At 38.3% G+C, this 21,585-nt stretch carries 20 protein-coding genes and 1 pseudogene; 2 read left to right on the forward strand and 19 right to left on the reverse strand.

The genetic code is table 11. The features are described 5' to 3' along the window. Positions 1 to 56 precede the first annotated feature (56 nt). The 8 genes and pseudogenes from QF028_RS21555 to QF028_RS21590 all read right to left on the reverse strand — a co-directional run bounded on the left by QF028_RS21555 (position 57) and on the right by QF028_RS21590 (position 9,000). A complete protein-coding gene (locus tag QF028_RS21555) occupies positions 57 to 1,289 on the reverse strand; it encodes an NlpC/P60 family protein (RefSeq protein WP_429468591.1) in 1,233 nt (410 codons plus the stop codon). Positions 1,290 to 1,565: 276 nt separating this feature from the next. Beyond that, positions 1,566 to 4,737: pseudogene (locus QF028_RS21560) on the reverse strand (ATP-binding cassette domain-containing protein). 21 nt (positions 4,738 to 4,758) lie between these two features. Next, positions 4,759 to 5,148, reverse strand: a complete 390-nt coding sequence (locus QF028_RS21565) for an SRPBCC family protein (RefSeq protein WP_429468593.1) — start codon at positions 5,146 to 5,148, stop codon at positions 4,759 to 4,761. A 3-nt stretch (positions 5,149 to 5,151) separates the two neighbouring features. Further along, the gene (locus QF028_RS21570; protein WP_429468596.1) at positions 5,152 to 5,475 is read right to left on the reverse strand and encodes an ArsR/SmtB family transcription factor; all 324 of its coding nucleotides are present in this window, start codon (positions 5,473 to 5,475) and stop codon (positions 5,152 to 5,154) included. Positions 5,476 to 5,725: 250 nt separating this feature from the next. Next, the gene (locus QF028_RS21575) at positions 5,726 to 6,292 is read right to left on the reverse strand and encodes a DUF4256 domain-containing protein (protein WP_429468599.1); all 567 of its coding nucleotides are present in this window, start codon (positions 6,290 to 6,292) and stop codon (positions 5,726 to 5,728) included. 391 nt (positions 6,293 to 6,683) lie between these two features. Then, positions 6,684 to 7,151 (reverse strand): hypothetical protein, encoded by a 468-nt coding sequence (locus tag QF028_RS21580; protein WP_429468602.1) that lies wholly within the window; start codon positions 7,149 to 7,151, stop codon positions 6,684 to 6,686. Between the two features lie 12 nt (positions 7,152 to 7,163). After that, positions 7,164 to 7,760, reverse strand: a complete 597-nt coding sequence (locus tag QF028_RS21585; protein WP_429468604.1) for a replication-relaxation family protein — start codon at positions 7,758 to 7,760, stop codon at positions 7,164 to 7,166. Then, positions 7,696 to 9,000, reverse strand: coding sequence for an FtsK/SpoIIIE domain-containing protein (locus QF028_RS21590; RefSeq protein ID WP_429468607.1), 1,305 nt, complete (start codon positions 8,998 to 9,000; stop codon positions 7,696 to 7,698). The genes QF028_RS21585 and QF028_RS21590 overlap by 65 nt, the downstream gene beginning before the upstream one ends. A 274-nt stretch (positions 9,001 to 9,274) precedes the next feature. Between QF028_RS21590 and QF028_RS21595 the strand changes: the two genes are divergently transcribed. Continuing rightward, positions 9,275 to 9,517, forward strand: a complete 243-nt coding sequence (locus tag QF028_RS21595; RefSeq protein WP_429468610.1) for a helix-turn-helix transcriptional regulator — start codon at positions 9,275 to 9,277, stop codon at positions 9,515 to 9,517. A gap of 21 nt (positions 9,518 to 9,538) precedes the next feature. Beyond that, entirely contained in the window at positions 9,539 to 10,336 is a 798-nt protein-coding gene (locus QF028_RS21600) for a hypothetical protein (protein WP_429468613.1), read from the forward strand. 31 nt (positions 10,337 to 10,367) lie between these two features. On the opposite strand, the gene QF028_RS21605 is transcribed toward QF028_RS21600, so the two are convergent. Genes QF028_RS21605 through QF028_RS21655 form a run of 11 tightly spaced genes read right to left on the reverse strand, consistent with a single transcriptional unit; the run spans position 10,368 to position 21,549 of the window. Further along, positions 10,368 to 11,105, reverse strand: a complete 738-nt coding sequence (locus QF028_RS21605) for an N-acetylmuramoyl-L-alanine amidase family protein (protein ID WP_429468615.1) — start codon at positions 11,103 to 11,105, stop codon at positions 10,368 to 10,370. Beyond that, the gene (locus QF028_RS21610) at positions 11,102 to 11,494 is read right to left on the reverse strand and encodes a phage holin family protein (RefSeq protein WP_429468617.1); all 393 of its coding nucleotides are present in this window, start codon (positions 11,492 to 11,494) and stop codon (positions 11,102 to 11,104) included. The genes QF028_RS21605 and QF028_RS21610 overlap by 4 nt, the downstream gene beginning before the upstream one ends. 34 nt (positions 11,495 to 11,528) lie before the next feature. Then, a complete protein-coding gene (locus tag QF028_RS21615) occupies positions 11,529 to 11,714 on the reverse strand; it encodes a hypothetical protein (protein ID WP_429468620.1) in 186 nt (61 codons plus the stop codon). A gap of 5 nt (positions 11,715 to 11,719) precedes the next feature. Beyond that, the gene (locus QF028_RS21620; protein ID WP_429468623.1) at positions 11,720 to 16,795 is read right to left on the reverse strand and encodes an LPD38 domain-containing protein; all 5,076 of its coding nucleotides are present in this window, start codon (positions 16,793 to 16,795) and stop codon (positions 11,720 to 11,722) included. Between the two features lie 11 nt (positions 16,796 to 16,806). Then, positions 16,807 to 17,475: a hypothetical protein gene (locus tag QF028_RS21625; protein WP_429468626.1), complete on the reverse strand. Its 669-nt coding sequence runs from the start codon at positions 17,473 to 17,475 to the stop codon at positions 16,807 to 16,809. Between the two features lie 5 nt (positions 17,476 to 17,480). Next, positions 17,481 to 18,170, reverse strand: a complete 690-nt coding sequence (locus tag QF028_RS21630) for a hypothetical protein (protein ID WP_429468628.1) — start codon at positions 18,168 to 18,170, stop codon at positions 17,481 to 17,483. Between the two features lie 12 nt (positions 18,171 to 18,182). Then, on the reverse strand, positions 18,183 to 18,323 hold the full coding sequence (locus QF028_RS21635; RefSeq protein WP_429468630.1) for a hypothetical protein: 141 nt from the start codon (positions 18,321 to 18,323) through the stop codon (positions 18,183 to 18,185). 1 nt (position 18,324) lies between these two features. After that, positions 18,325 to 18,600 (reverse strand): hypothetical protein, encoded by a 276-nt coding sequence (locus tag QF028_RS21640; protein WP_429468632.1) that lies wholly within the window; start codon positions 18,598 to 18,600, stop codon positions 18,325 to 18,327. A gap of 9 nt (positions 18,601 to 18,609) precedes the next feature. Next, the gene (locus QF028_RS21645; RefSeq protein ID WP_429468634.1) at positions 18,610 to 19,374 is read right to left on the reverse strand and encodes a hypothetical protein; all 765 of its coding nucleotides are present in this window, start codon (positions 19,372 to 19,374) and stop codon (positions 18,610 to 18,612) included. Between the two features lie 12 nt (positions 19,375 to 19,386). Then, complete coding sequence (locus tag QF028_RS21650) at positions 19,387 to 20,985, reverse strand: hypothetical protein (protein ID WP_429468635.1); 1,599 nt, start codon at positions 20,983 to 20,985, stop codon at positions 19,387 to 19,389. Positions 20,986 to 20,988: 3 nt separating this feature from the next. Continuing rightward, entirely contained in the window at positions 20,989 to 21,549 is a 561-nt protein-coding gene (locus QF028_RS21655) for a hypothetical protein (RefSeq protein ID WP_429468637.1), read from the reverse strand. Between the last annotated feature and the right edge of the window lie 36 nt (positions 21,550 to 21,585).

The raw sequence follows: 21,585 nt of genomic DNA on the forward strand, positions 1-21,585 counted from the left end.
AACTTTTTTTGCAAGGGTCTCACTATTTAAGGTTACATTTCAAAAAATTGTTACTTCTAACGCAATACTCTAGCAGCACTAGAAAATTTAGACGGATTATACGAAGCAATTTTCACAACATCACCCGTTTGCGGAGCATGTATATATTGCCCGCCTCCAATATAAATGCCGACATGGTAGGCAGGAGAACCCCTGAATACTAAATCTCCTGGCTGTACTTGACTCGGAGAAATTCTTGTTCCAACATTTTGCTGGTCTCGTGAAACTCTTGGCAGATTAATGCCAACTGATCGTAACACATAGGAAGTGAATCCCGAACAATCAAATCCGTTTGGCGTTGACCCGCCCCAAACGTAAGGAACACCCAAAAATTGTTTAGCGTAAGCAATCATCGCACTTGCTGATCCAGAGTTAGTTGAAATGGCAGCAACTGACGGTGGTGCAGACTTAGAAGGTCTGCTGCCTACTGGTGCCTGTTGTTGAGTTTGTTGCTGGGCTTGTTGAGCAGGCTGTCGGGACTGTTGTTGAGCTTGTTGAGCTTGTTGAGCTTGTTGAGCTTGTTGAGCTTGTTGAGCTTGTTGAGCTTGTTGAGCTTGTTGAGCGCGTTGTTGTGCAGCAAGCTGTCGGGCTTGTTCAGCCTTTTGTTGTGCCAGTTGAGCCTGTTGGTTTTGTAATGTGTTTTTCGCCTCAGCTATTCCTTTTTCAACTTCTTTTTTATCTTCTTCAATGTTTTTTTGTTCAGAAGCTAATTCAACCTGGCTCTTTTTTAATTGGTCAAACTCATTATGTAATTTTTCCTCTGCATTTTCTAACGCTTGTTCTTTATCATTTAAACCGTTCAGTAAGTCTGTGTCAGTTTCCATGATATGCGATATAGCTGTAAAACGAGTTAAAAACTCTGAAATGTTATCAGACGAAAGTAAAAGCTCCGCGTATGTAGCGATTGATTGTTTGCCATCTAACTGAATGCTTTTTAGGCGATCCGAATAGACCTTTTTATGAGCATCTAAGGACTTTTTAGCGTTTTCAATTTCAGCCTCTGTTTTTTCAATTTTTCCTTGTTGTGTTTTAATCTGATCGTTTAGTTTTTGACTTTTCTCCATGGATAAGGAGATCCGGTCGTCTAATTGCTGGATCTTTGTTTCAAAGTCATTGATTTGTACTTTTGTAGAATTGATTTCTTTTTGTGTAACTGGCGAATCTACTGGACTTGCAAAAGTAGGTGTTGCTTGAATCATAGTGGCGAGGATGGCAGCCGATACTGTATATTTAAATAATTTTTTTATCATTTTAAAATCTCCTCTTGTTACCTATTGTTAATTCGAATTTTTTATATAATAATAGTTTATCTTCCAATCGGACTAATAACAATGAAACAGTCGATAATGTAATGTAATTGTAATTTTATGTAGAATAATCTGATAAAGAGTCGACTCCTGTGCCCTATTTTAGACGGACACCCATCCCGGTATTCTAGAGCATAAACATAAACCTGTATTGTTAAAATAGACCAAAAAAAAGAAACAGGATATTATCCCATTCCAAATTTGCAGGAAATGCATAATCTAATTATTTTGCTCAAGGCATTGATAAACCGCCATCATATCTCGTTTATTTAACTCACGAATACGATTGAAAATTGGAATATCAGCGACAGCTTCTGTATATAAGCTTTCTTCAAGAACATCACTTACTTTGCCGGTTAACCATGTTTTTACTGGTATGCCTTCGACCATTTCCTTGCGACCTTCATCATTGATGCCACTTGCACGACAACTCACACATGGTATCGTTAATTTAAACACGCCATCATGGAGATTCTCTTCTGTAATGACTTTCTTTCCTTTACAGAATGGACATGGATGACTTTTTATAATCTTATTAATTTGAGTGACTATTTTTTTGTAACCAAATGCTTCATAAACATATGTTAGTTTTTTGTATTTTCCATTAGTGAAATACTTATCAATGATAGTTTCTCTTGTCTCATTGATATTGGCAAAATCACAGATGGTAATCTGATTATTGATGCTGATAGATTCGATATAGCCCTTAATTGTATCCCAGAATGGTAAGACATTTTGTAATACCATTTCATACCCAACAAAGCTTGCGATTTCCAATTCAAACATTTTCAATGCGACTTGTGTTTCCCTAGGCAGCAGGGAGACATCTTCTGTCAAAGTCATATCGCCGCCAACAATAGATTTTAGCTTTACGAGTACAGGTAAATCACCGACTATTTGTAACACTTGATCAAGTGGCTGATTAATCATCTCACGAATATCTGTGTCACCAAATGTAAGCTGTTTATGATGATTAAGTACAGTTCCCATGACAAATCGGACAGGTAATCTTTTCTTTAGATGCTTTCATTTTCTCTTTAATCACCGATTTCGAAATGACCATATACCCACCAACGATGGTATTAAAGCCTACCCAGGTCCTCTGTGTCTTGCCTGCTTTATCATAGAATGTCTTTTCAAAATATCCGTACCAAAAAATATGCTTTTCTTCTTCTGACATCTCATTGTAGCTTTTCGTCAGATCGAACCCGAGCTCATTCTTAATTTCCTCAAATAGAAACTCTAATTTTGGATATTGATAATATTTTAATACTTCCATCACTTCAGGATAAAATAGGCCATCCCAGAATGGAACGGTTTTGTCCTGAATGACAAGATCTTTATCAAATATTTCAATCTTAAGGCGTCCTGAGCATGATGGACAATGATTGTCCTGTGAATAGAAATCGAAGCTTCTCGTATCTTTAATGGTCGGATGCGACGCGATAATATGGTTGATCACGCCGCCCATTTCATAGAGAAAACTATATTGGCTATACAAATGTCTTTCAAGATCTATAGCAATGACAGGCGCAATGGTGTCAGATTCGTATTCGCCGTAAATTAAACGGGCCATTGATGATAAGCTTTTTAAGATACCTCCCTTATAGACATTTTCTGCATTCTTAAAATAGTCGATATGATTTTCTTTTAAATAAGTAATGCCATTTTCCGCTTTGAGTGTCGAAGAAATTTGCGATGGAAGCACAACATCTTCCTTATTTTCAAGCTCGTAATATTCGTTATGACTGACAACTTCAAGATGAGTGACAGGTTCATTCTTTCTTTTACCAAAATCAGCGATAAAATCAGAGCTTTCTAACATATAGGCATTATGTTCAATCATCATAATAGAGACTGATTCATCTTGCAAAATGACCCTGATACTATCAATGAATTGGTTTAAAATATTTTGTGATAAACCTTTTGAAGGCTCATCAAAAATAAAAAGTGTATATGGGTTTCTTGAGTTAGCAAACAGCTCCGAAACTAAATGAACACATTGAAATTCTCCAGTCGATAAGGTTTGTGTTTTTCTTTCTAATGTCAAATAACCTAGTCCTAGTTTGATCAGTAAACTCAAACGTTTATGTGCAATATCTTGATTTGGAAGTTCATCAATAATATCTTCAATCGAACGCTCAAAAATATCATCAATATCTTCACTATATTTTGTAAGTTTCTTTTTAATATCAAGAAAAGTCGCAACGGTTGACCGACTAGTAATCGATTGATTTCGATCTTGCCCTACCATTACTAGTTTATCTTTTGGATAACGTTTCTGAAAATCTTTGGCGATACATTCATTGACTAGTGTAGATTTACCACATCCAGACTCACCCGTAACAGTTACAAGCCTATTTTTGGGTATCTGAATTTCAGCCATTTGAATATTACGGCAATGCAGTTCACGAAATTTATAGTAATCTGTTGGCATTTCTTGATTTTGTTCCCAATGGATGGGTTGTGGACGCGGTGATTCTTCCACAATTTTTCCGCCATATTTCCCACTGCCGGGTCCAAAGAACAATTGCTCATCCGTTGTATCTAGCACCGTGTCAGAATGATCAATGAACCAAATTTGGTTCCTATAGCCTAATTGTTGAATCTGTTCTAAAATTTTCAATAATGTTTGGTGATCAAGGCCAACGGAGATTTCATCAATGATAATCACGGTATTTTCACTGGCTGCCATGAATTCTGCCAAGTAAAGGCGTGTTATTTCCCCTCCTGACAATGTACCCATGATCCGATTTAAGGTTAAGTAACCAATATTCATATTGATAATATTTTTAAGAATATGCTGTTTCTCTTCACTAATATGTAAAACTTCTGCTAGTGATAGAATCGATTCAATGCTTAAATTGTTGATATCGGAAATACTATGTGGTTGATCAAATAATTCAATTTTATATTGTTCAACTTCTTGATTATAGCGCTTTCCCTTACACTTTTTACATTCGACATTTTTAGTAGTTCCACGACCCTTACACTCTGGACACCAGCCTAATGCATTATTAAAAGAAAACACTTCCGGAGAAAGATTATATTTTTCAGCAAGACTTACACGAATCTCTGTAAACACGCCAGTATGTGTGCCAATTGTTGAACGTGGATTGGAAGAAATGGATGATCTTCCTAGAAAAAGTACAAGTGGCATTTCTTCCATCTTGATAGCACTAAAATTGGTTTCCATTATGTTAAGAAATAAATACTGATATTCAGCCTTTGGCAATAAGGAAACGAGACGTTTCTTGGATTCTTCACCAATGGTTTGACAAAAAGTTGTTTTTCCAGATCCTGACAAACCAGCAATTCCTAACGATTGATCTGCTGGAAGTGCTGCATTTAATTTGTTAATATTGTTCGCAATTAATTGATTTATTTTCATATGGATATCCTCGGTTTGGTCTTACATTTCCCCTAACAATTTTTTAAGATCTTCGCCCATATTCGCCCAACCATATTTCGCACCATTGAACGCTTGATCTTCTTTTTCGAATCCTGCTTGTTCAAGATGTAAGTAGGTTGTGCCATCCTCTTCCTTCAATGTCCATGTGACTGTAGTGTTTATCGGACCACCTACCCATGTGTAAGATAACTTATTAGGCTCGTCCACTACTAGTACTTCACAATCTACAATTAAATTCCACTGCGGATTTCGGAATTGACATTTATGTCCTGCGATTGGTTTAAAATCATTTTCCATTATCCATTTTGCAAGAGTATCCGAATCGGTTAATGCGTTCCACACCTTATTGATTGAACTTGTAAACTGAAAATCTAATGATACATCTGCCATTTTTTATTCCTCCTCTATTAAATTTTTTAAAATAAACACTCTTTCATTCCAAAATTTCTCGTAAAAGGATACCCAATCTTTAATTTCCTGTAGCGGAGCCGCATTTAGTCGATACCTTGTTTCTCTACCAACTTTACGGTCAGCAACTAGGCCCGCTTCTTTAAGAATAGCCAAATGTTTAGAGACAGCAGTACGCCCCATTTGAAATTGAGCAGTTAATTCATGAAGAGGTAACTCTTCTGCCTCCGCCAACAAACCTAACAATTTACGTCTTGTTGGGTCAGCGATGGCTGCATAAACATCACGCTCTTGATTTTTCTCGCTCAAAATCACCCCCCCTTTTTAAATAGGACACTAATTGGTGTCTTTATTATATGACACTAATTGGTGTCCAGTCAAATTTTATTTTAGTCATAAGTTAATCGTTCTATTCATTTGTCATCATATCTTTATTCCTATTCAATACAGATTTGGTAATCCGTTGCAGGAAACGTAAAAAGGCAACTCCCAAAAATGGGTTAGTCGCCTTTCTTAAAAATGAGTTGTCCCTTCACAAGGCAGCGTTTCACAGCAAAATTTAGACCCTTAGCGAGCCACGGAAACCCCTGGCAGCATAGTAGGATTCTGCTCCGTTATGGTACACAAAAACAGTATCGTAGCGACGATCACAAAAGATGGCCCCGCCGAGTTTTCTAATATTATCAGGTGTTTTCACCCAGCTCGATGTTTTAGTATCGAAATTTCCAAGTCTCTGCATCTCCCGGTATTGTTCTTCCGTTAAAATCTCAATACCCATGTCAGCAGCCATATCTATAGCGCTGTTTTTTGGTTTGTGTTCTTTCCTTGACTCCAGCGCTTCACGATCGTAACAAACACTTCTGCGGCCTTTAGGACTTTCCACTGAACAATCATAAAAAATGTATTCGCCCGCCTGTTTATCATGATCGATAACATCCGGTTCACCGCCTGTTCTTTCCATTTCATAAAGCGACCACAGTTTTTCAGTATTAGTTTCTAGCTTTGCTTGTACATTAGCCCATTCAAGTCCTTTATGGCGATTCATGTTTTTCTCAAAACGGGCTTTCAATGTTCTAAGTATTTCTTCATGTTGTTCTGGTGACAACTTCCTTTTTTCATTATTCATACTAAACCTCTTCCTAAATTATGTTAACCAAATGCTTTTAATCATAATAAAATTTAATTTAATTTCATTCTAAAGCATTTTATACAAACAAACAAAAACACCTGCATTTTTCTGCAGATGCTCTATGATGGATATTATTTATTTTTTCCAATCCTTAATCAGCCATATATAGCACACAAACACATTCAACATGTGCCGTGTTAGATATCGTTTATATTTCACTTGCTCACAAGCGTCTGAAAGTGAGTTTAATTAACTTTAGTGCATATACTTTTCATTGTAAATAACTCTAATCGTGGTCAAAAATTTATAGTGTGTGAACAAAATGTGGTCATGTGGTCAATACACATGGCCCTTTATTTTAACCAAAAAAAAAGGAGAATTGCTTCTCCTAAACCGCACCGCCTACTTGTTTCAGTACATCTAAGATGACGGGAGATACCTGTATCAAGACATATCCTAATCCAGCGTTTTGAATTCCTGTCCACGCCTTTTCGGAATTACCAAACATAAATAGGAAGCAAGATCCCACAATGACCACAGAAGCGATAGGGAAGCTAAGAGCGACTAATATATCAATCACCGGATCAAGTGCATGGGCTAAGGTTGATAAAGCTTGGTGTCCTGCCCATGCCTTCGCCCCGACTTCCACAACCACCGGAGCCATAACAGGAACAGCATTTGTAGCAGCGAAAGCCTTTATTGCAAAACTTAATGTTCCTACCGCCCCGCCAGTAGCCAATGGTAAGAGAGCAGCACTTGCTAATTTTGTGGTTGTGGCTATCCGTTTCCGTCTTTTCTCCTTCTCCTTCACTCTAAACTCACCAGACATAAATTCGCTGAATTGAATGGTTTTCATGCTGTTCACTCCTTATTTAATGTCATTGATGGTATAAATCGCGCATGGTAACGGTTTGCATAATTCCGTTAGTTGCCTTCTTCTCAACTCTGTTGTGGTCAGCCATATCAACAAAGGGAAGTATCCGAAATGTTCTTCAATCGCTCTGTTTTCAAACAACCCTTTATATTGAACAATCTTTTCTCGATTAGCTTTCATTTTTTGTAAAGAATCCACCTCTAAAAAGTGATACTTCCCATTGGATTTAAACAACGCATCACAGATAACGGAGTATTCTCCATCCTTCACCTTCATTTCGTTTTTCCAATCATGAGGGTATCCAGCGAATATATAAAAATCATTTCTCATAATTACGTGATTGACAAACTTGTTTTTTCGCCTTTCTTTGGTTGAATTTACATACTCCCGACCATTTTCATTTAAATAGTAAATAGCTGGTTGATCGTCCTCTCGAAAGGAAGAGAGGCAAGGGGATAATTCTTTGAGGATTCGATTGGCGTTTCGTTTGGTACCAAGTCTGTGAATCGTACTTAATTGTTCTCGGTTAAGATAGTCCAGTTTCTTCAAGCTCAACAGTATGTTTTCTTGTCTCTCGGTCAACCTTTTCAATGGTTCTCCCTCCCTTATTAGGAGTAATAAATGGTGTAATGGTTTCTTGGATGATTTCCGGAGTAATTAGAGGGGTTTGGATAATAACTTTTTGGTCTGCCATTTGATAAATTGCTCTCCCCTTAACTTTGGGTAGGGTTTCGGCTCCTTCACTATCTAAGACTACCCTTGATGCTGTTCCAGATTGAACCCGGAAACAAAGTTTTGCATCACTGTTTTGTTTGCATTGCCTAGGGATTACATCGCCAGTGGGATACTGCGTAGCTAGGATTAACCTAAATCCTAGTCCGGCTCCTAACCTGGCAATTTGACTCATATATTTTTGGCATTGTTGTTTAAGTGCCTTCTCTTCTTTGCTTACTGCTTCATCCGGATTTAATTCCCCCACTTCATCGATAATGATAAAATGTCTTTCGGCAATTCCAGCATCCTCCACTTTTTTCTTTCCTGCTTTCCTTAGGATATCTTGTTTTCCTCTCATTAGCTGATAGGCATTTTCTAATGTTTCTAAGGCTTCCTCTGGCTCGTAGGCGATTGATTCAGTTTGCTTAATACTTTCATAGTCGCAAAGCTCCACACCGCCTTTTAGGTCTATCAGGTGAAGTTTGACATCGTTTGGTTGCTGCCTAATCAAAGCGTTAATAATACAGTTAATTAAATTAGATTTACCGTACCTCGTAGCACCACCTAGGCATAAATGTGGAAAACTTTCGAAATCATGGAAGATTAATTTATTTCGGTCTCTGGTTGCCCCGAATACCACTTTCCACCCTTTGCCTTCTTGAAAATCCACTTGAGTGGGTAAAGGTTCATTGTAAATGCGAATGATTAACATACCGTCATAAGAAAGCTCTATTTCCTTTCTATCGGTCAATTTCTTTGTGTATATACCTTTAATAGTTGATATGATGTTTCTATCTAATTTCAACTCTCTTAGGTCTTTTAGTCTAATTTTAACCGAGCGAGTGTTTACTCCTGCTTCAATTACTTTTTGTTTCGCTACATAGTCTTCAAAACTTCTTCCCAAAGGAATCCGATACCTATACTCTGTTCCCCATTCCTCATTTCTTTTCTTTACTTGTTGAGTGGTTAAGGTGCGATCTCCGTCCTTTACATTTAATCCACTTAGTGTGAATATTTTGTTGAGTTTCTTCGAGTCGTTCCCTGCCCCGTTTTTTGATAAATAAGCTTTCAAAGAAATTGCTCCAAAAATTGTTGTTGAGACCACTTCGAAAATCATTTAGTTTTCCTCTCCCTTCAACGCCACCTCATTGGAACTTATATAATAAGTTATCCCTCGAAATGGGTATTCGAAAATTATAGGATGAATAGTTGATAGTTCTACTTTTTGATGATTCCCGAACAGGCTACCAACGGGGGTTTTAATTGGGTATATTAAAGGGTATTGGGGTTGGAATGTCCATTATTACAATATTTTATAATTTTATTTGTATTATTTTATAATTTGTATTATAATTAAGAAAATGGCATAATGAGGAGGTGAACATCATATTATGGAAGTTGGGCTAATTTTGAAGGCAAAAGTTAAGTCAAATTTAGGGGAAATATTAGAGAATAAAGGATTGCGTTTGAAGTGGGTAGCTGAACAGATCGGAGCTACACAAGCGCAGCTTACAAACTGGTGTAAGAATGAAGATGGCTTTGCTAAATCAACACCAAGTGTTTTATATATTTTGAGATTACAAAAATTATTGAATGTAAAAATAGAAGAAATGTATGAAGAAAATGAAAAGTAGACCCAAAGTGGAGGATGAAGAATGAGTGATTTTAAACACCAAACATTTGATATTATTCGTCAACTAACAGGACATGAAAATATTATTACATTGAATGTTGCTTTTGTGGACTTTGTAAATGACTTGGAATGTGGGTTGTTTTTATCACAACTTATTTACTGGTCAGATAGAGGAACAAGGAAAGACGGTTTTATTTTTAAATCAGATAAAGAATGGCATGACGAATTAAGATTAAGTAAATACGCTGTCAGAAAATCAAAAAAGAAATTAACTGAATTAGGTATATTGGAAACGAAAATTAAAAAAGCATATGGTAATCCCACAACGCACTATAAATTAAATAAAGAAGCCTTCGTTGACCAATTTACTTGGTTTTTGCGAAATCAACAAAAGGAAAATACGGATTCGGAAAATGGAAATGATGAAAACACACGTTCTTTAACAGAGATTACTACAGATATTAAAAACAGAGATTACAAAAACAATAAGGGAACGGAACAAGATTCCGTCCTATGTTTTTCTTTTAATGATTTTAAAAATAAGTTCTCTGTAAAAGATGACGCAATTGAATGTATTGAATATTACTTATCTTTTTACCAGGAATATAGAAATGTAGAACATCCGAGATTAAATGAGGAACAATGGTATTATGTAGTAAATAATCTGTTTTATGTGGATGATTTTGATTTAAGTGATACGAATGTAATGAATATGATGGAGCAACACTTTAAAACGAAATATAAAAACTGTGATTACAACATCTTACACTTCATGAGTAATGGTGTGAGATTGAATAGAATGTATGAAGTAGCTTATTAAAAGCCCCTCTCGATTGAGAAGGGCCCTTTTGTTATTCTTTTACTATTTCTTTTCGGTATTTCCAGCCATGGTCTTTTAGAAACTTTTCGAGAGCAGCTAAACCACTGGATCCTTCCGTGTACCATCCAGTGATGACATTTACCTTTACAGTTGACGTTTCAACAGGTTTTGAAACAGGTTTTACTACAACAGGTTTTTTCTTTAAATTAAACTGATCCGCTAAACCTTCCACAATCGCCAAGGCACACTTTTTACGGTAATCGCTTGATTTAAGGAGTGCTGCTTCTTCTTTATTGGACATAAACCCACACTCTACAAGAATGGAAGGCATATGAGTCTCCCGGATGATGTGGAAATCTGCCTTCTTTACTCCCCGATCTGTTAAACCTGTCGCTTTAATTAAAGAATTTTGTACCTTTGTAGCTAACTCTACAGACGTTTTAGAAGGAGAAGTGTAAGTAAAGGTCTCAACACCGTGTGCAGGTCCCCATTCATCACTCGCTGCATTAGCATGAACAGATATGTGGGCATGAGAACCCCAATTGTTTACTTTTGTTGATCTTTCTTTCAAAGGAACATCCGTTTTTCCTGTCGGATCATCCACACGAAGCATGGTTACACCCTCGTAATTCAGCAATTCAGCCATAATATTTTTTACAACTGCGCCGTTAAAATCCCATTCATACATAGAACCGTCTGGAACCCTTTTACCTGGTGTTACCCCAAAACCGCCATGCCCTGCATCTAAGCTTATCTTAAATAAACTCATTCTTTACCCTCTCCTTTTTTATCTTTTTCTTGAATCACATGCAATTTGTCTGTAATAACTGAGGGTACTTTGATTCCAATTTGGGCAGCATTTTCAATAATAGATAAACCTTCGTTGGCACAATAAAAAAGAACCGTAGCAAAAGCCACCGTTCCATTCAATGAAAGTATTTGGTCAATGATGTTCGCCAGGATAACGATCCCGAATACCCCAATTTTACGAGCGTATCCAAAAAGAGCATTTCGACTTCGTAATCGTTTTTCTTTGATTGCTTTCATAACCCCTGTAATAATGTCCACTAACATAAGAATAGCTAGTAAATCTAAGAATTTCACCCCACCAAATAAATATGTTTGAATGACGTGTAATTGTTGTGATGCGATTATCATCTTCATTCCCCCCCAAATAAAAGAGAGCTGGATTTCAGCTCTCTCGGTTACTTTTTGCGTATTTATCTTCTTTTCCAGGTATCAATAATCCAATTAATAATCCGATTCCACCTACTACAAATATAGCAAGCCATAACCACCAGGGCTTATCAGGTATGATAGTAAACGTTGTTCCAGCAATTATAATTAAATATGCTCCAATCCAATGATACCACGCCAATTTTATCACTCCATGTTTTTTATGTTTTTCAGCGCTTGCCTTGAAAGGTCATTCCGTAATCTAATGAATTCGTCTAAGCGTGCTTTTTTCATTTGTGCTGATAAATCTGGTGAGTTTTCAATTGATCGTATTTGCTTATTTAAGTTTCCAATCGACTTCGTAGCATTATTAACTACCTTGTATTTCCCTTCATCGGCAAATGGTTTTGAGTTTTGTTTCGCTGATCCTCTTGCTTTTGTGAGTTTTTCTTTTAAATTATACAACTTGTCAAGAGATTCACCCGATGAAGATTGATTGACAAGAAATGCTCTAGCTACCGGCATTTGGTCAATGCTCTTTTCTGGCCGCACCGGTTCACCTTCTCCACCCTTTGCAAACATATCAATCGCACTTGTAAAATACGTACCTAGACCGCCCGTGAACCCTTGAATCGTATTATCAATGATACGTGGTGAACCAAAGTTTTTAAATGCACCTTGACCGCCTGTAACCTTGTTTATTCCCTTGCCTAATACTTTTGCTGTTTCCGTTGTATTGACATCATATTGATCCGGAAAATTCATGCCTTCTTCTCGCTTTGGAATAACCGGACCCTTACGAAAGAAAGAGTAGTTCGCCATTCCTTCAATAATCGGAGCAATACCCGTTAACATAGTAGGAATAGAAGCTTGTGAAAAGCCTTCTTTAATCCAACCATCAAAAGCGTCTTTGTCGTTCTTGAACGCGTAATCCATAGCTCTTTCTAGTGTATTCGAGAAGGCAAAAGCTAAGTCAAACGGTTTAGGGATACGTGCAATTTGATTCGTTCCAGGAACAGGAATGAGATAAAAAGTATCCTTTAACCACTGTGGTGCATCGTCAATAATTTCCCTTTGTTTCTCATTAGCGTATGTTTCTTGAGCCACACGCGCGCCTATAGTCGGGATTGTAACCGCAGCAACAGCCTTCCCTATGAATTGAGCAGGTCTTTCTTTAAATGACCTCAAAAGTTTACTCTTACCTTGAATATTCGCGTTCAAAAATGCTACTACCTTATTTGCTTCTCTTGCACTTATGCCAGCCCGACCGAAGTCCATAATATCTCTAGCACGGTATGCTGCTTCTTGTGGCGTTGTACCCTTACGTAATGCCGCTCTAAACTCTCCCACTTTAGTTGCTGATTCACTTACATCCGCAATATTACGCAAAACACCAATTGGGTTAGCAAGTTTTTTCATTAGAGTCGTATACGTTTTAGGATCAAGCACATCAATGTAGTTAGTATTTACTTCCGAAAGAGCTTTTTTAAGCGTTTGTTGATGGAGTTTTCTGTCCATAGAAATAAGATTCCCATAACCACCATTTTCTTTAACCCATTCTTTGTACAATTTCCCTGGAGTTTCGAATTCTTTATTCCCGATTTTAACGGTCCTGCCTTTAAATATTGATTGCCATAATCCAACTGGGAAATCTGTAATTGGATTAAAACCAGATTCAGACACAACAAAAGCATTCGGCACATCACGCAAAGGATTTCGCAAGCTAAATTCAGGTGTTAAGGTTGCCCCTGCTCGTAAAAGGGAAGCAGGTTTTTGAAGTATCTTTACAAGTGTATTCGTTGATTCCTTGTCTAAATTCATTAAAGTTTTATACACTTCTGGAGGAACTTCATATTTTACTTTCTTCCCGTTATCCATGACGCTTATAACATTCACTCGGCTTGTATCTTCATTATCCGCTAACTTCCGAATAAAATTACCTTCTACATCTTTTTCGGCTAATTTACCGACTTGTGCAGAAACTTTGTTCTTTTCAATGGCATTCACAGCTTTAAAGATGTTTTTAACCATGCTTTCCATTGGGTCAATAACATCTCGATTGGATCCTTCAAGTTTCTTTATAGGGTTTGTTGCATTAGCCATCGCTTTATTCATACCGCCGGCGAATTCAATTTTATCGTCATCAAATGAACGGAATAGCGACATGTAGTTAGGCCATTTCTCCCTCATAGCAGTTACTTGTTCCTTGCTTAGAACAGGATTTTCACCAGAGGATAGCATATCAAGTACATGGTTATTAACACCAACCATTTTTTTCCGCATAGTTTCCATTGATTCAGAACCTAATCTGTTTATAACATCGTCTATTTCTGCATTCGTGAATCCGGAATTTATCCCTTTAGAATTAACATCCTTCGCATGAACCGCAAGAGCGTAATCTCGCAAGTCTTTTATATCCGTTTTGTTAGCCTGTAAGTCACGAAGAATCGGCTGCATTTGTTCCTGTACAATCATATGGGCTTTTTCGGGTGATCCCTTAAACAACCTCGCTTGCTTGTATAAACTATTCTCTGCGCTGCCTACTTTTCCTGCTATCAGCTTTTCAATATTTTCTAACGGTGCCACATCATCAACAAATTGAGTACGTAACCCCTTTAGGATACTTTCCTTCTTCTTTGGTGTATCGTTGATTTTTGAACGGAATGAATCGGCATTTCCTTGTGATTGTCTTTGTGTATCTGTAACAGGATTATTTACCGAACTTTTTTTCTGGGCATTTCCGAACGTTTGCAAATTCAATTTCACTAAAAACTCGTCAACCTTTTTAAGATCTTCTTTTATCTGTTTGGTCATCTCCTTAGATGAAGCCAATTGTTGACGAATGGTAGTTAATTCTTCCTTAGTCATCTTGTCTAATCTTTTCTTTGTTGTAACTGTTTTAAGATAACCTTGATGTAAATCTAAATCCATCAAGAGTTTAGATTTAAAATCAGCTTTGCCGGATACTTTTCGAATTTCAGGTACCAATGGAATTTCTTTCTTTTTTGGTGCCTGCTCTCCTAAAAGTTTAGCTAATCTTTTTTCTAATCTAGGAACCTCTTTCTTTAAATCAGGAATAAATGATTCCAAAGCCGGTGATTTACCACTTAAAGCTAGTTCCAAATTAGATTTAGCCTTTTTCAAATCCTTTTCTACCTTGCTGACCTTCTTTTCAGAATCAGACATTCCCGCACGTTGTTCTTTTCTGGCCTGATGTTTTTCGGAAGCTTCTGCTTGGCGCTTTAATTCTTCCGCTTGTTTCAAGGCCTCTTGTCGCTTATCTTCTCTTGCTCTTAATGGTTCTGAATAGTTTTTGCCTTTTTGAATCGGTTGCCCCGGTACAATACCCGCTGTTTCTGATTCGGTTAACCCTCTTAAACGTTGTGCCTCCCTTTCTAAAGCATCCGCCTGGCTTCTTAGTTTCTCTGCTCTAGTTGAAGTCTTAGAAGGTGCCGTTTCATTTAAAGCAATTGCTTTATCCTCTTGTAAAGCTTCTAAAATCGGGCGTAAAATTGGTTCTTGTTCAGGGTTTTCTCTAATGGTAGTGAGGATTTCATCAATTTGATCATCAATTTCCCGTACTTTCTTAGGACTCCAAGCAGGAATATTCCCAAATTCATCTTGAAAACCTTCTCTTACGTGTTGTTCAGCTAATTGACGCAATTCTGCGTTGTTAGGTTTACGTTTATTTAATGCGTAAAAATCTTGATACCATTTAGGATTATTGCTTACCGAGTAACGCCCGGTAACTTCCGACGCTGTACCAAACCCATTTATTCCGGAATCTCGAGTAGTTAGGCCAGAATCTACACCTTTACCCATTGAGTTTTTAAGATATTCATATTGTTGTTGAATCGCCGCATTCAATTCTGGGTCCGGTTTTGCTTGTGTTGTTTTACCTGATGGTGTTTTAGTATTATCGAACGGGTTAAGAACATCGTTTTTTAGTGCAGTCACTTCACTGAATTCTTTTTCCGTCGGTTTAGGTCCTTGTGGTTCCATCAATCTTCTTTGTGGTTCGGGTAGTCCCTTTTGAGGTTCTGGTAAACCTAATACACGGGCATCTTGTTCTTTGTTAAACCCTCTAACCCAATCAGGTGTATCTGCAGACTCACCCTTGAATCCATACTCTTCATAATTATAATTAGAAGGGTATCGTTCTGGTGTATTACCCTTTGGTGCTGGCAATGCTTTTTGTGGCGCTGGTAATCCCAATAATTCTTCTGCATTATTTGAACCTTTAGATCTACTTGCCGCTTTAGAAATCATCTCACCTAGCTTATCAAGCTTACTGAGCCCTTTTGCTGATTTCGACACAATTCCAGTACCTATCAAGTTTAATGGGTCTAAGGCCATTTCAGTTGCCATTCTTGACGCTTCGTCCCCCACCGCATCCCTTTGTTTATCATTTAGAAAAGTGGTGAGAAGCGCGCCCCCAGGCTGAAAAGTATTAATAGCAAGTCTACCAAATTCATTAGCGATAGTTCTGTGTGTTTTATTCTTTTTAGGATCGAAGCCTAAAGTCTTATTTAGTTCTTCACCTGATGTATCCTTGTTTCCTAAGAACCCATCTTTTGCACCTTGCCAAAAACCACGACCTTGTACTTTTTCCTTTATCCCGGTACGGATAGCATCCCCAGGTCTATCTATAATTTCAAGGGCACGAAACAACCCATTAGGCTTTCCGTCTCCATCTGTATCTTTACCCGTTAAGAAGTTTTTCAAATCGGTTAAGAAGGGTTCATCCTTCTTTTTCTTCTTGCTTCCTATTTCAGGGACAAGACTTTTATTTTCTTTATTCTTCTTAGCAGCATCTTGTTTAGGCTTTATGATTAAGTCGTAGTATTCTTGTTTAGACATCCCATTCTTTGCTTTAAACTCTTTATCTTCACGTTTTGTTTCTGCTAACAAGTTGGTTTTATATTGATTATACTCACGATTTGAACGAAACTTTCCATCGGATGCCGCATTGGTGATGCCATCTAAATAATCCTCTACATTGAAGCCTTGGGATTTAATCATTTCTTGTTGGGCAGGATCATTCCGGATATTATCTATTACCTTTGCCGCACCGACTGATTTAATTTGCTCTTTATTGATAGGGTCGCTCCAATAGGATACCGCATCACCATAAGTTTTCTTCTGCTTTGCTGCTTGTTCTGCTTCTTCTTTTCTTCTTTTGGCACGGCCTATTTCTCTAGCTTCAGAAAGGCCCGCATCAAACGAGCCCTTCCCATATCTACTTTCGAATACCTTCTTATAATACTTATCATCGAATGCCATTTACTTCTCCCCTATCCCAGCATATTAAGTGCATCTCTTAATTCATTTTTGAAACGTCTTACAACTGAATTACGGATACTTGGAGAAGAACGGGAGAAGTATTTCCTGCCTCCATTCGCCATTCTCTCGGCATATACTCGTTTAATGATTTCCGCTTCACTCATGCCTTTTCTTATGCCAGCATTTCTAAACACTTTACTAGCACCGCCTGAACCATGTTGTACGGATACGCTCCATAGAACATTCTGTAAGGCTGATGAATATCTATTTACATCTATACCTGTCGATTTCAATACCTTACTTGCCGCTGGATCATAGTGGGACTTTTTAATAAACCCATGCTGCACATTATTAAATTCTTTGCCGTAATTTTTCGCTAAGGCTTTCCAAGTTTGGTCAAAACTACTTGAACCTGGTGAAGACCTTGCTAAGGCTTGATACATGGACGGATTAGCAGATTTCAAGTATTTCATGAAGGTTTTCATCGTTCCAGTATTTGTGGCTATCTGATACGTTCCGTAGGAAGCACCGCCCCAATCACCACTATTGCGGCCGATAGTTCCAGCACCGGCACCGCCTGATTCATACTTGCTAGATAATGAACCTAATCCACTTGAAGAAGATGGAGTAGAACCATACCCGCTTGAAGATGGAGTAGAACCAGGTGAGCCGCTTTCCACAGAACTTAAAAACCCTCTTTTGCTATTTCTCCGTTATATTTCATTTCGTACATTCTCCACGCTGCATCTTCGCCATACTGTTTCTTATTCCAGTCAAGATTTGCTTTATCGGATGCACTCATAGTGTTATAAGTGTATTTCCTCCATGTGTTTTCTCGGTCTGACTCATAGGCACCACGTTTATAATTACGGTCTGATTCGTACGCTCCCCGTTTATAAGATCGGTCAGATTCATATGCGCCGCGTTTATAATTACGGTTTGACTCGTACACACCCCGATTATAGGTTTTATCCCATTGACTATCCCCGACTTTATCTCTGCCGACTTGATAGTTGTACCCACGGTCTGAATTAAATTCGTTGTATTTCTGCGCTCTATCCTGCATACCAAACTCTTTATCCCGCCACATTAAATCGTTAGACATTTGAGCCAATTGTGATGCACGCTGGGCGTTTAAGTCGCCAATTTGCCCTTGAGCCCCAATCGCAATCTTATTGAGTTGGTCCGCCGCTAAGCCAGAATGACCGAGTCCTCTTGCCGCCGCCACTTGCCCGGCCTGCACATCGGATTGATATTTTTGTTGATTGATCCCTTGGATGGCACGGTTAAAGAGAGGGTCAACTTGCCCGGACACTTGCTTTTGAGCCGTTTTGTAATCCATCGGTTTGTAATTATAACTAAAGGTATTCGCCATGTGACGACCTCCTTATTGAGTGATTAGGTCTTCTCGTCCATTAGAAATTAAATAAGCGTCGATACCTTCTTCTTTTAGGTCCGGACGCTTGGAAATCACATAGTCGTAGGTATAAACACCGCTTATTATTCTTTGACCCATATATTCGCCCAAGCTATATCACTCCTAAAATAATATCGTCAATCGCTTTTTGCATAAGTTCGAGTTTTTCCTCTGTAGACGGTTCGCTTTCACGTGCTTCTTTTTCTTGGATGAGTTGTTGCTGATACGCTTCATCTTTAATTAATTGTCCGTTTTCATACGTAAAAACAAACGGATTTCGCAATACTTCATGATCTTCTGCTACTTCTAATTCAATATCCTGATCTGCACCTTTTGTACTCCCTTGATTGACCACACGATTTCCATTTAGTTGAATAAATATTTTCATATTAACCTCCTAATATTCTAAGATATTTCTTAATACGACATCGTTGGTATTGGTTGTTGCTGATCCGTTATCGTCCGAGCCTACCAACGTGGTATCATTGACGGTTAATTTTTTTACAATCGTGCTTACATTGGAGGATGAAGCATTATTCGGTACATCAAATGTGTGAACTCTCCCTAGAAACGGAGTGTCTTTCGGAATTTGAGAATACGCAATATCGTAATCATTCGAACCTGTACCAGGGTCATAGTCGCTCCATACCAACATCCAGCCATTCCGGCATTTAGATAGTGGCTTAGTTGGGGTAATTGTAGTAGCTGCTGGTGGGTAGGTTGCGCCCGACCATAAGGATTGTTGCTTGTTCCATCCTTGCCACGCTCCGTTATCAAGGTGATTGGTAAAAACACCGCCTGTTTTATCAAAAACCGTTACCCAACCAAAGTTACTGTATACATAAGCTGTCCCCCGGACACTATCCGCTGCAGAAGGATTGTTGACCGCCCCGGCAACGCAGTAGACTGTTTGTAACCCGATCACATTCGCGATAATTTGTGCTAAGAAGTCATTCGCTGCATTTGTCACTTTCAGCTTATAGTCGCCTGTGTCAGCTGTAATTTTGTTTAGCTGCGCAATCGCCCGTAAGTTTGTATCTTTTGTCTCGTCATCCGTTTGAAGTTGATTGGCTGCCGCAATTAATTGGTTAAATTCCCCGTTTACTTGACCAGAGTTAATTTTTGTTCCATTTTGAAAGTTGTATAATCTACTCCACGCCATTGTGCCACCGCCTTATTTAATTCCTTTATTTTCGTATTCGAATAATATCCCATAAATCGAAAGGGGTTCGTCTAAATTGTTATTTGTGATTTTTACTGAAATGTCATTCCCTTTTTGCCGTATTTTATAATCCGTTCTTGTGGTCTCTCTTGAATCCCAAACGGCTTCATCCCAGCTAGAAGTATCCCATATACCGGATCCACCGGACTTTATGTTGTTATGCGCTTCCCATTCCACTTCATCCCAGTCAGAGGTATCCCATATACCAGAATTACCGCTATCGACTTGATTCAAATCGATGGATAACGTCTGATCGATGGTCAAAACAGGAACAAAAGAGGTATTGAATCCGTCATAATCTTTTGTAATGAAAAAAACCCGCCGGAATTTCTTTTTATTTATTGGCAAGCCAAAATCAAAAATCTTGGTTTCTAATAGATAATTGATTGGTTGCCCATCATCGCTGTAAAGATTCTCGTTAAATTTATAGATATATCCGGTGTTGGCTGAAAAATAAAGAACCCCATCCCGGATAAGGAAGGAGTTGGCTTTGATATTCGTGAATTTGGTCCATGATTCGAGTGTCACATCGTACACCATCGTTAAACCGCTCGGAAAACTCAAATAATACTTGTTGTCATAAAAAATAGACGTTGCAAGCGCCTTGTCTGTGATCCCAATAGATTTGAGAATAGGCTGAACCTTAGTGCTCATAATCTGTGCTGATACAAATTCCTGTTCGGATGCAAATAAGCTGTACACATGGTCATCACCCAAGTAAAACAGGTTATTTCCCACCTCCTGCACGCTGTTTGGTGCAATACAACCATTCGGCACGTTTACTTTGATAAGCTCTAAGTCTGCTAAGGTGACTCCATCACCACGTAATGCCCATACACTTTTCTTACAGAAGATCATCAGCACATTTCGAAATACTTTCAGTTCTACAATCTCATCGTTATCTTCTACCGCTACGTCAAAAAAGTAAATAGCTGGCCAGTAATCATAGACCGCATACCCTTTGTATGGGTCAAAATAACAAAAACTCACTCTATTTTTAACCGTTGGGTGCGCTGCCGCAAAGACTCTATCCTTTTTCATAGCAATGGTACGGAAGTTTGTTAAGTTTGCTAAGTCATTTAAGCCAGGATCTGTTGTTTCTAACGGTGTTCCCCCTGTGCCATCTGTCGGTACGTGTGGTGTAACCACACTTACAGATGTGCCGTTATAGGCTTTCAAACTGCCACCGTCAGCGATTAATGTCGCATCATTGATGTTTCTATCTTTATAGGTCAACATCTTCACTGTGTTGCTTGTAAGCGCTCCTGTAATGGCTGTCGGAGTACCGCTCACATCTTTGTAAAGTTGTAAGTTACTGACCGATAAAAACTCTTTGGTTCCGCTGTTTTTTTTATATTCATATAACTTGGTAATGGGATTCGGCAGCACAGTAGAATATTTTTCAAAGCCATATCGTTTTTGTGCAAATCCCTTACCTAAGATGACATTTTCAACATCCATTAGCTCTTGATCTAAGATGAGAGTGGGTCCATCCTTCTGGTTTAACCCTAATGAAAAGTCTCGAAAATCTGCATATAATTTTTCGCCCATGGTTTACCACCACACATCTGTTATTTGCCGTTGTGAATTATAAACAAAGGAATTTGCCATCACAAAACGATTGAATTCCCCGTTGCGATTGTTATACCGAGTGAGAGCATCCATTTGACGTTCGGGTTCATCTTCCGAAAACTGCTGGTGAGCGATGGTATAGAGAATGAATAAATCATGAAAGGTTGGTTCAATCTCCGGCACATCTTCTAAGTTTTCTAAATGAGACAATCGTTTAAAATAATACAGCTCTACCTGACCGTCAGAAGGGGCGTTTTGAAGTGACAACACATTCCCCCACCTTTTGTACCCTGTACTCCACGAATCATTTAACACAACGGGATCATATTGTGTACCATTCACCAGAACTAAGGCGATTTCGAGTAAATCCTCTGGCAAATCATAACCGTTTAAGGAGGAAATCTCATAAACGGTTTTTGCTTCTTTTTTGGCAATCGGTGACAGATCATCCATACATCGATTAATCCAGCCGATTAAATCCCCGTTGTCCTGGGTATCGTCCAGGTCTTTGTTAATCTCGTTAATGATTTGTTCGAGGTTCATTTGTCCACCTCCTTATAAATAAAAAAGAGCCCTAAA

The organism is Neobacillus sp. B4I6 (genome assembly GCF_050434045.1).
GTDB lineage: Bacteria > Bacillota > Bacilli > Bacillales > Cytobacillaceae > Neobacillus.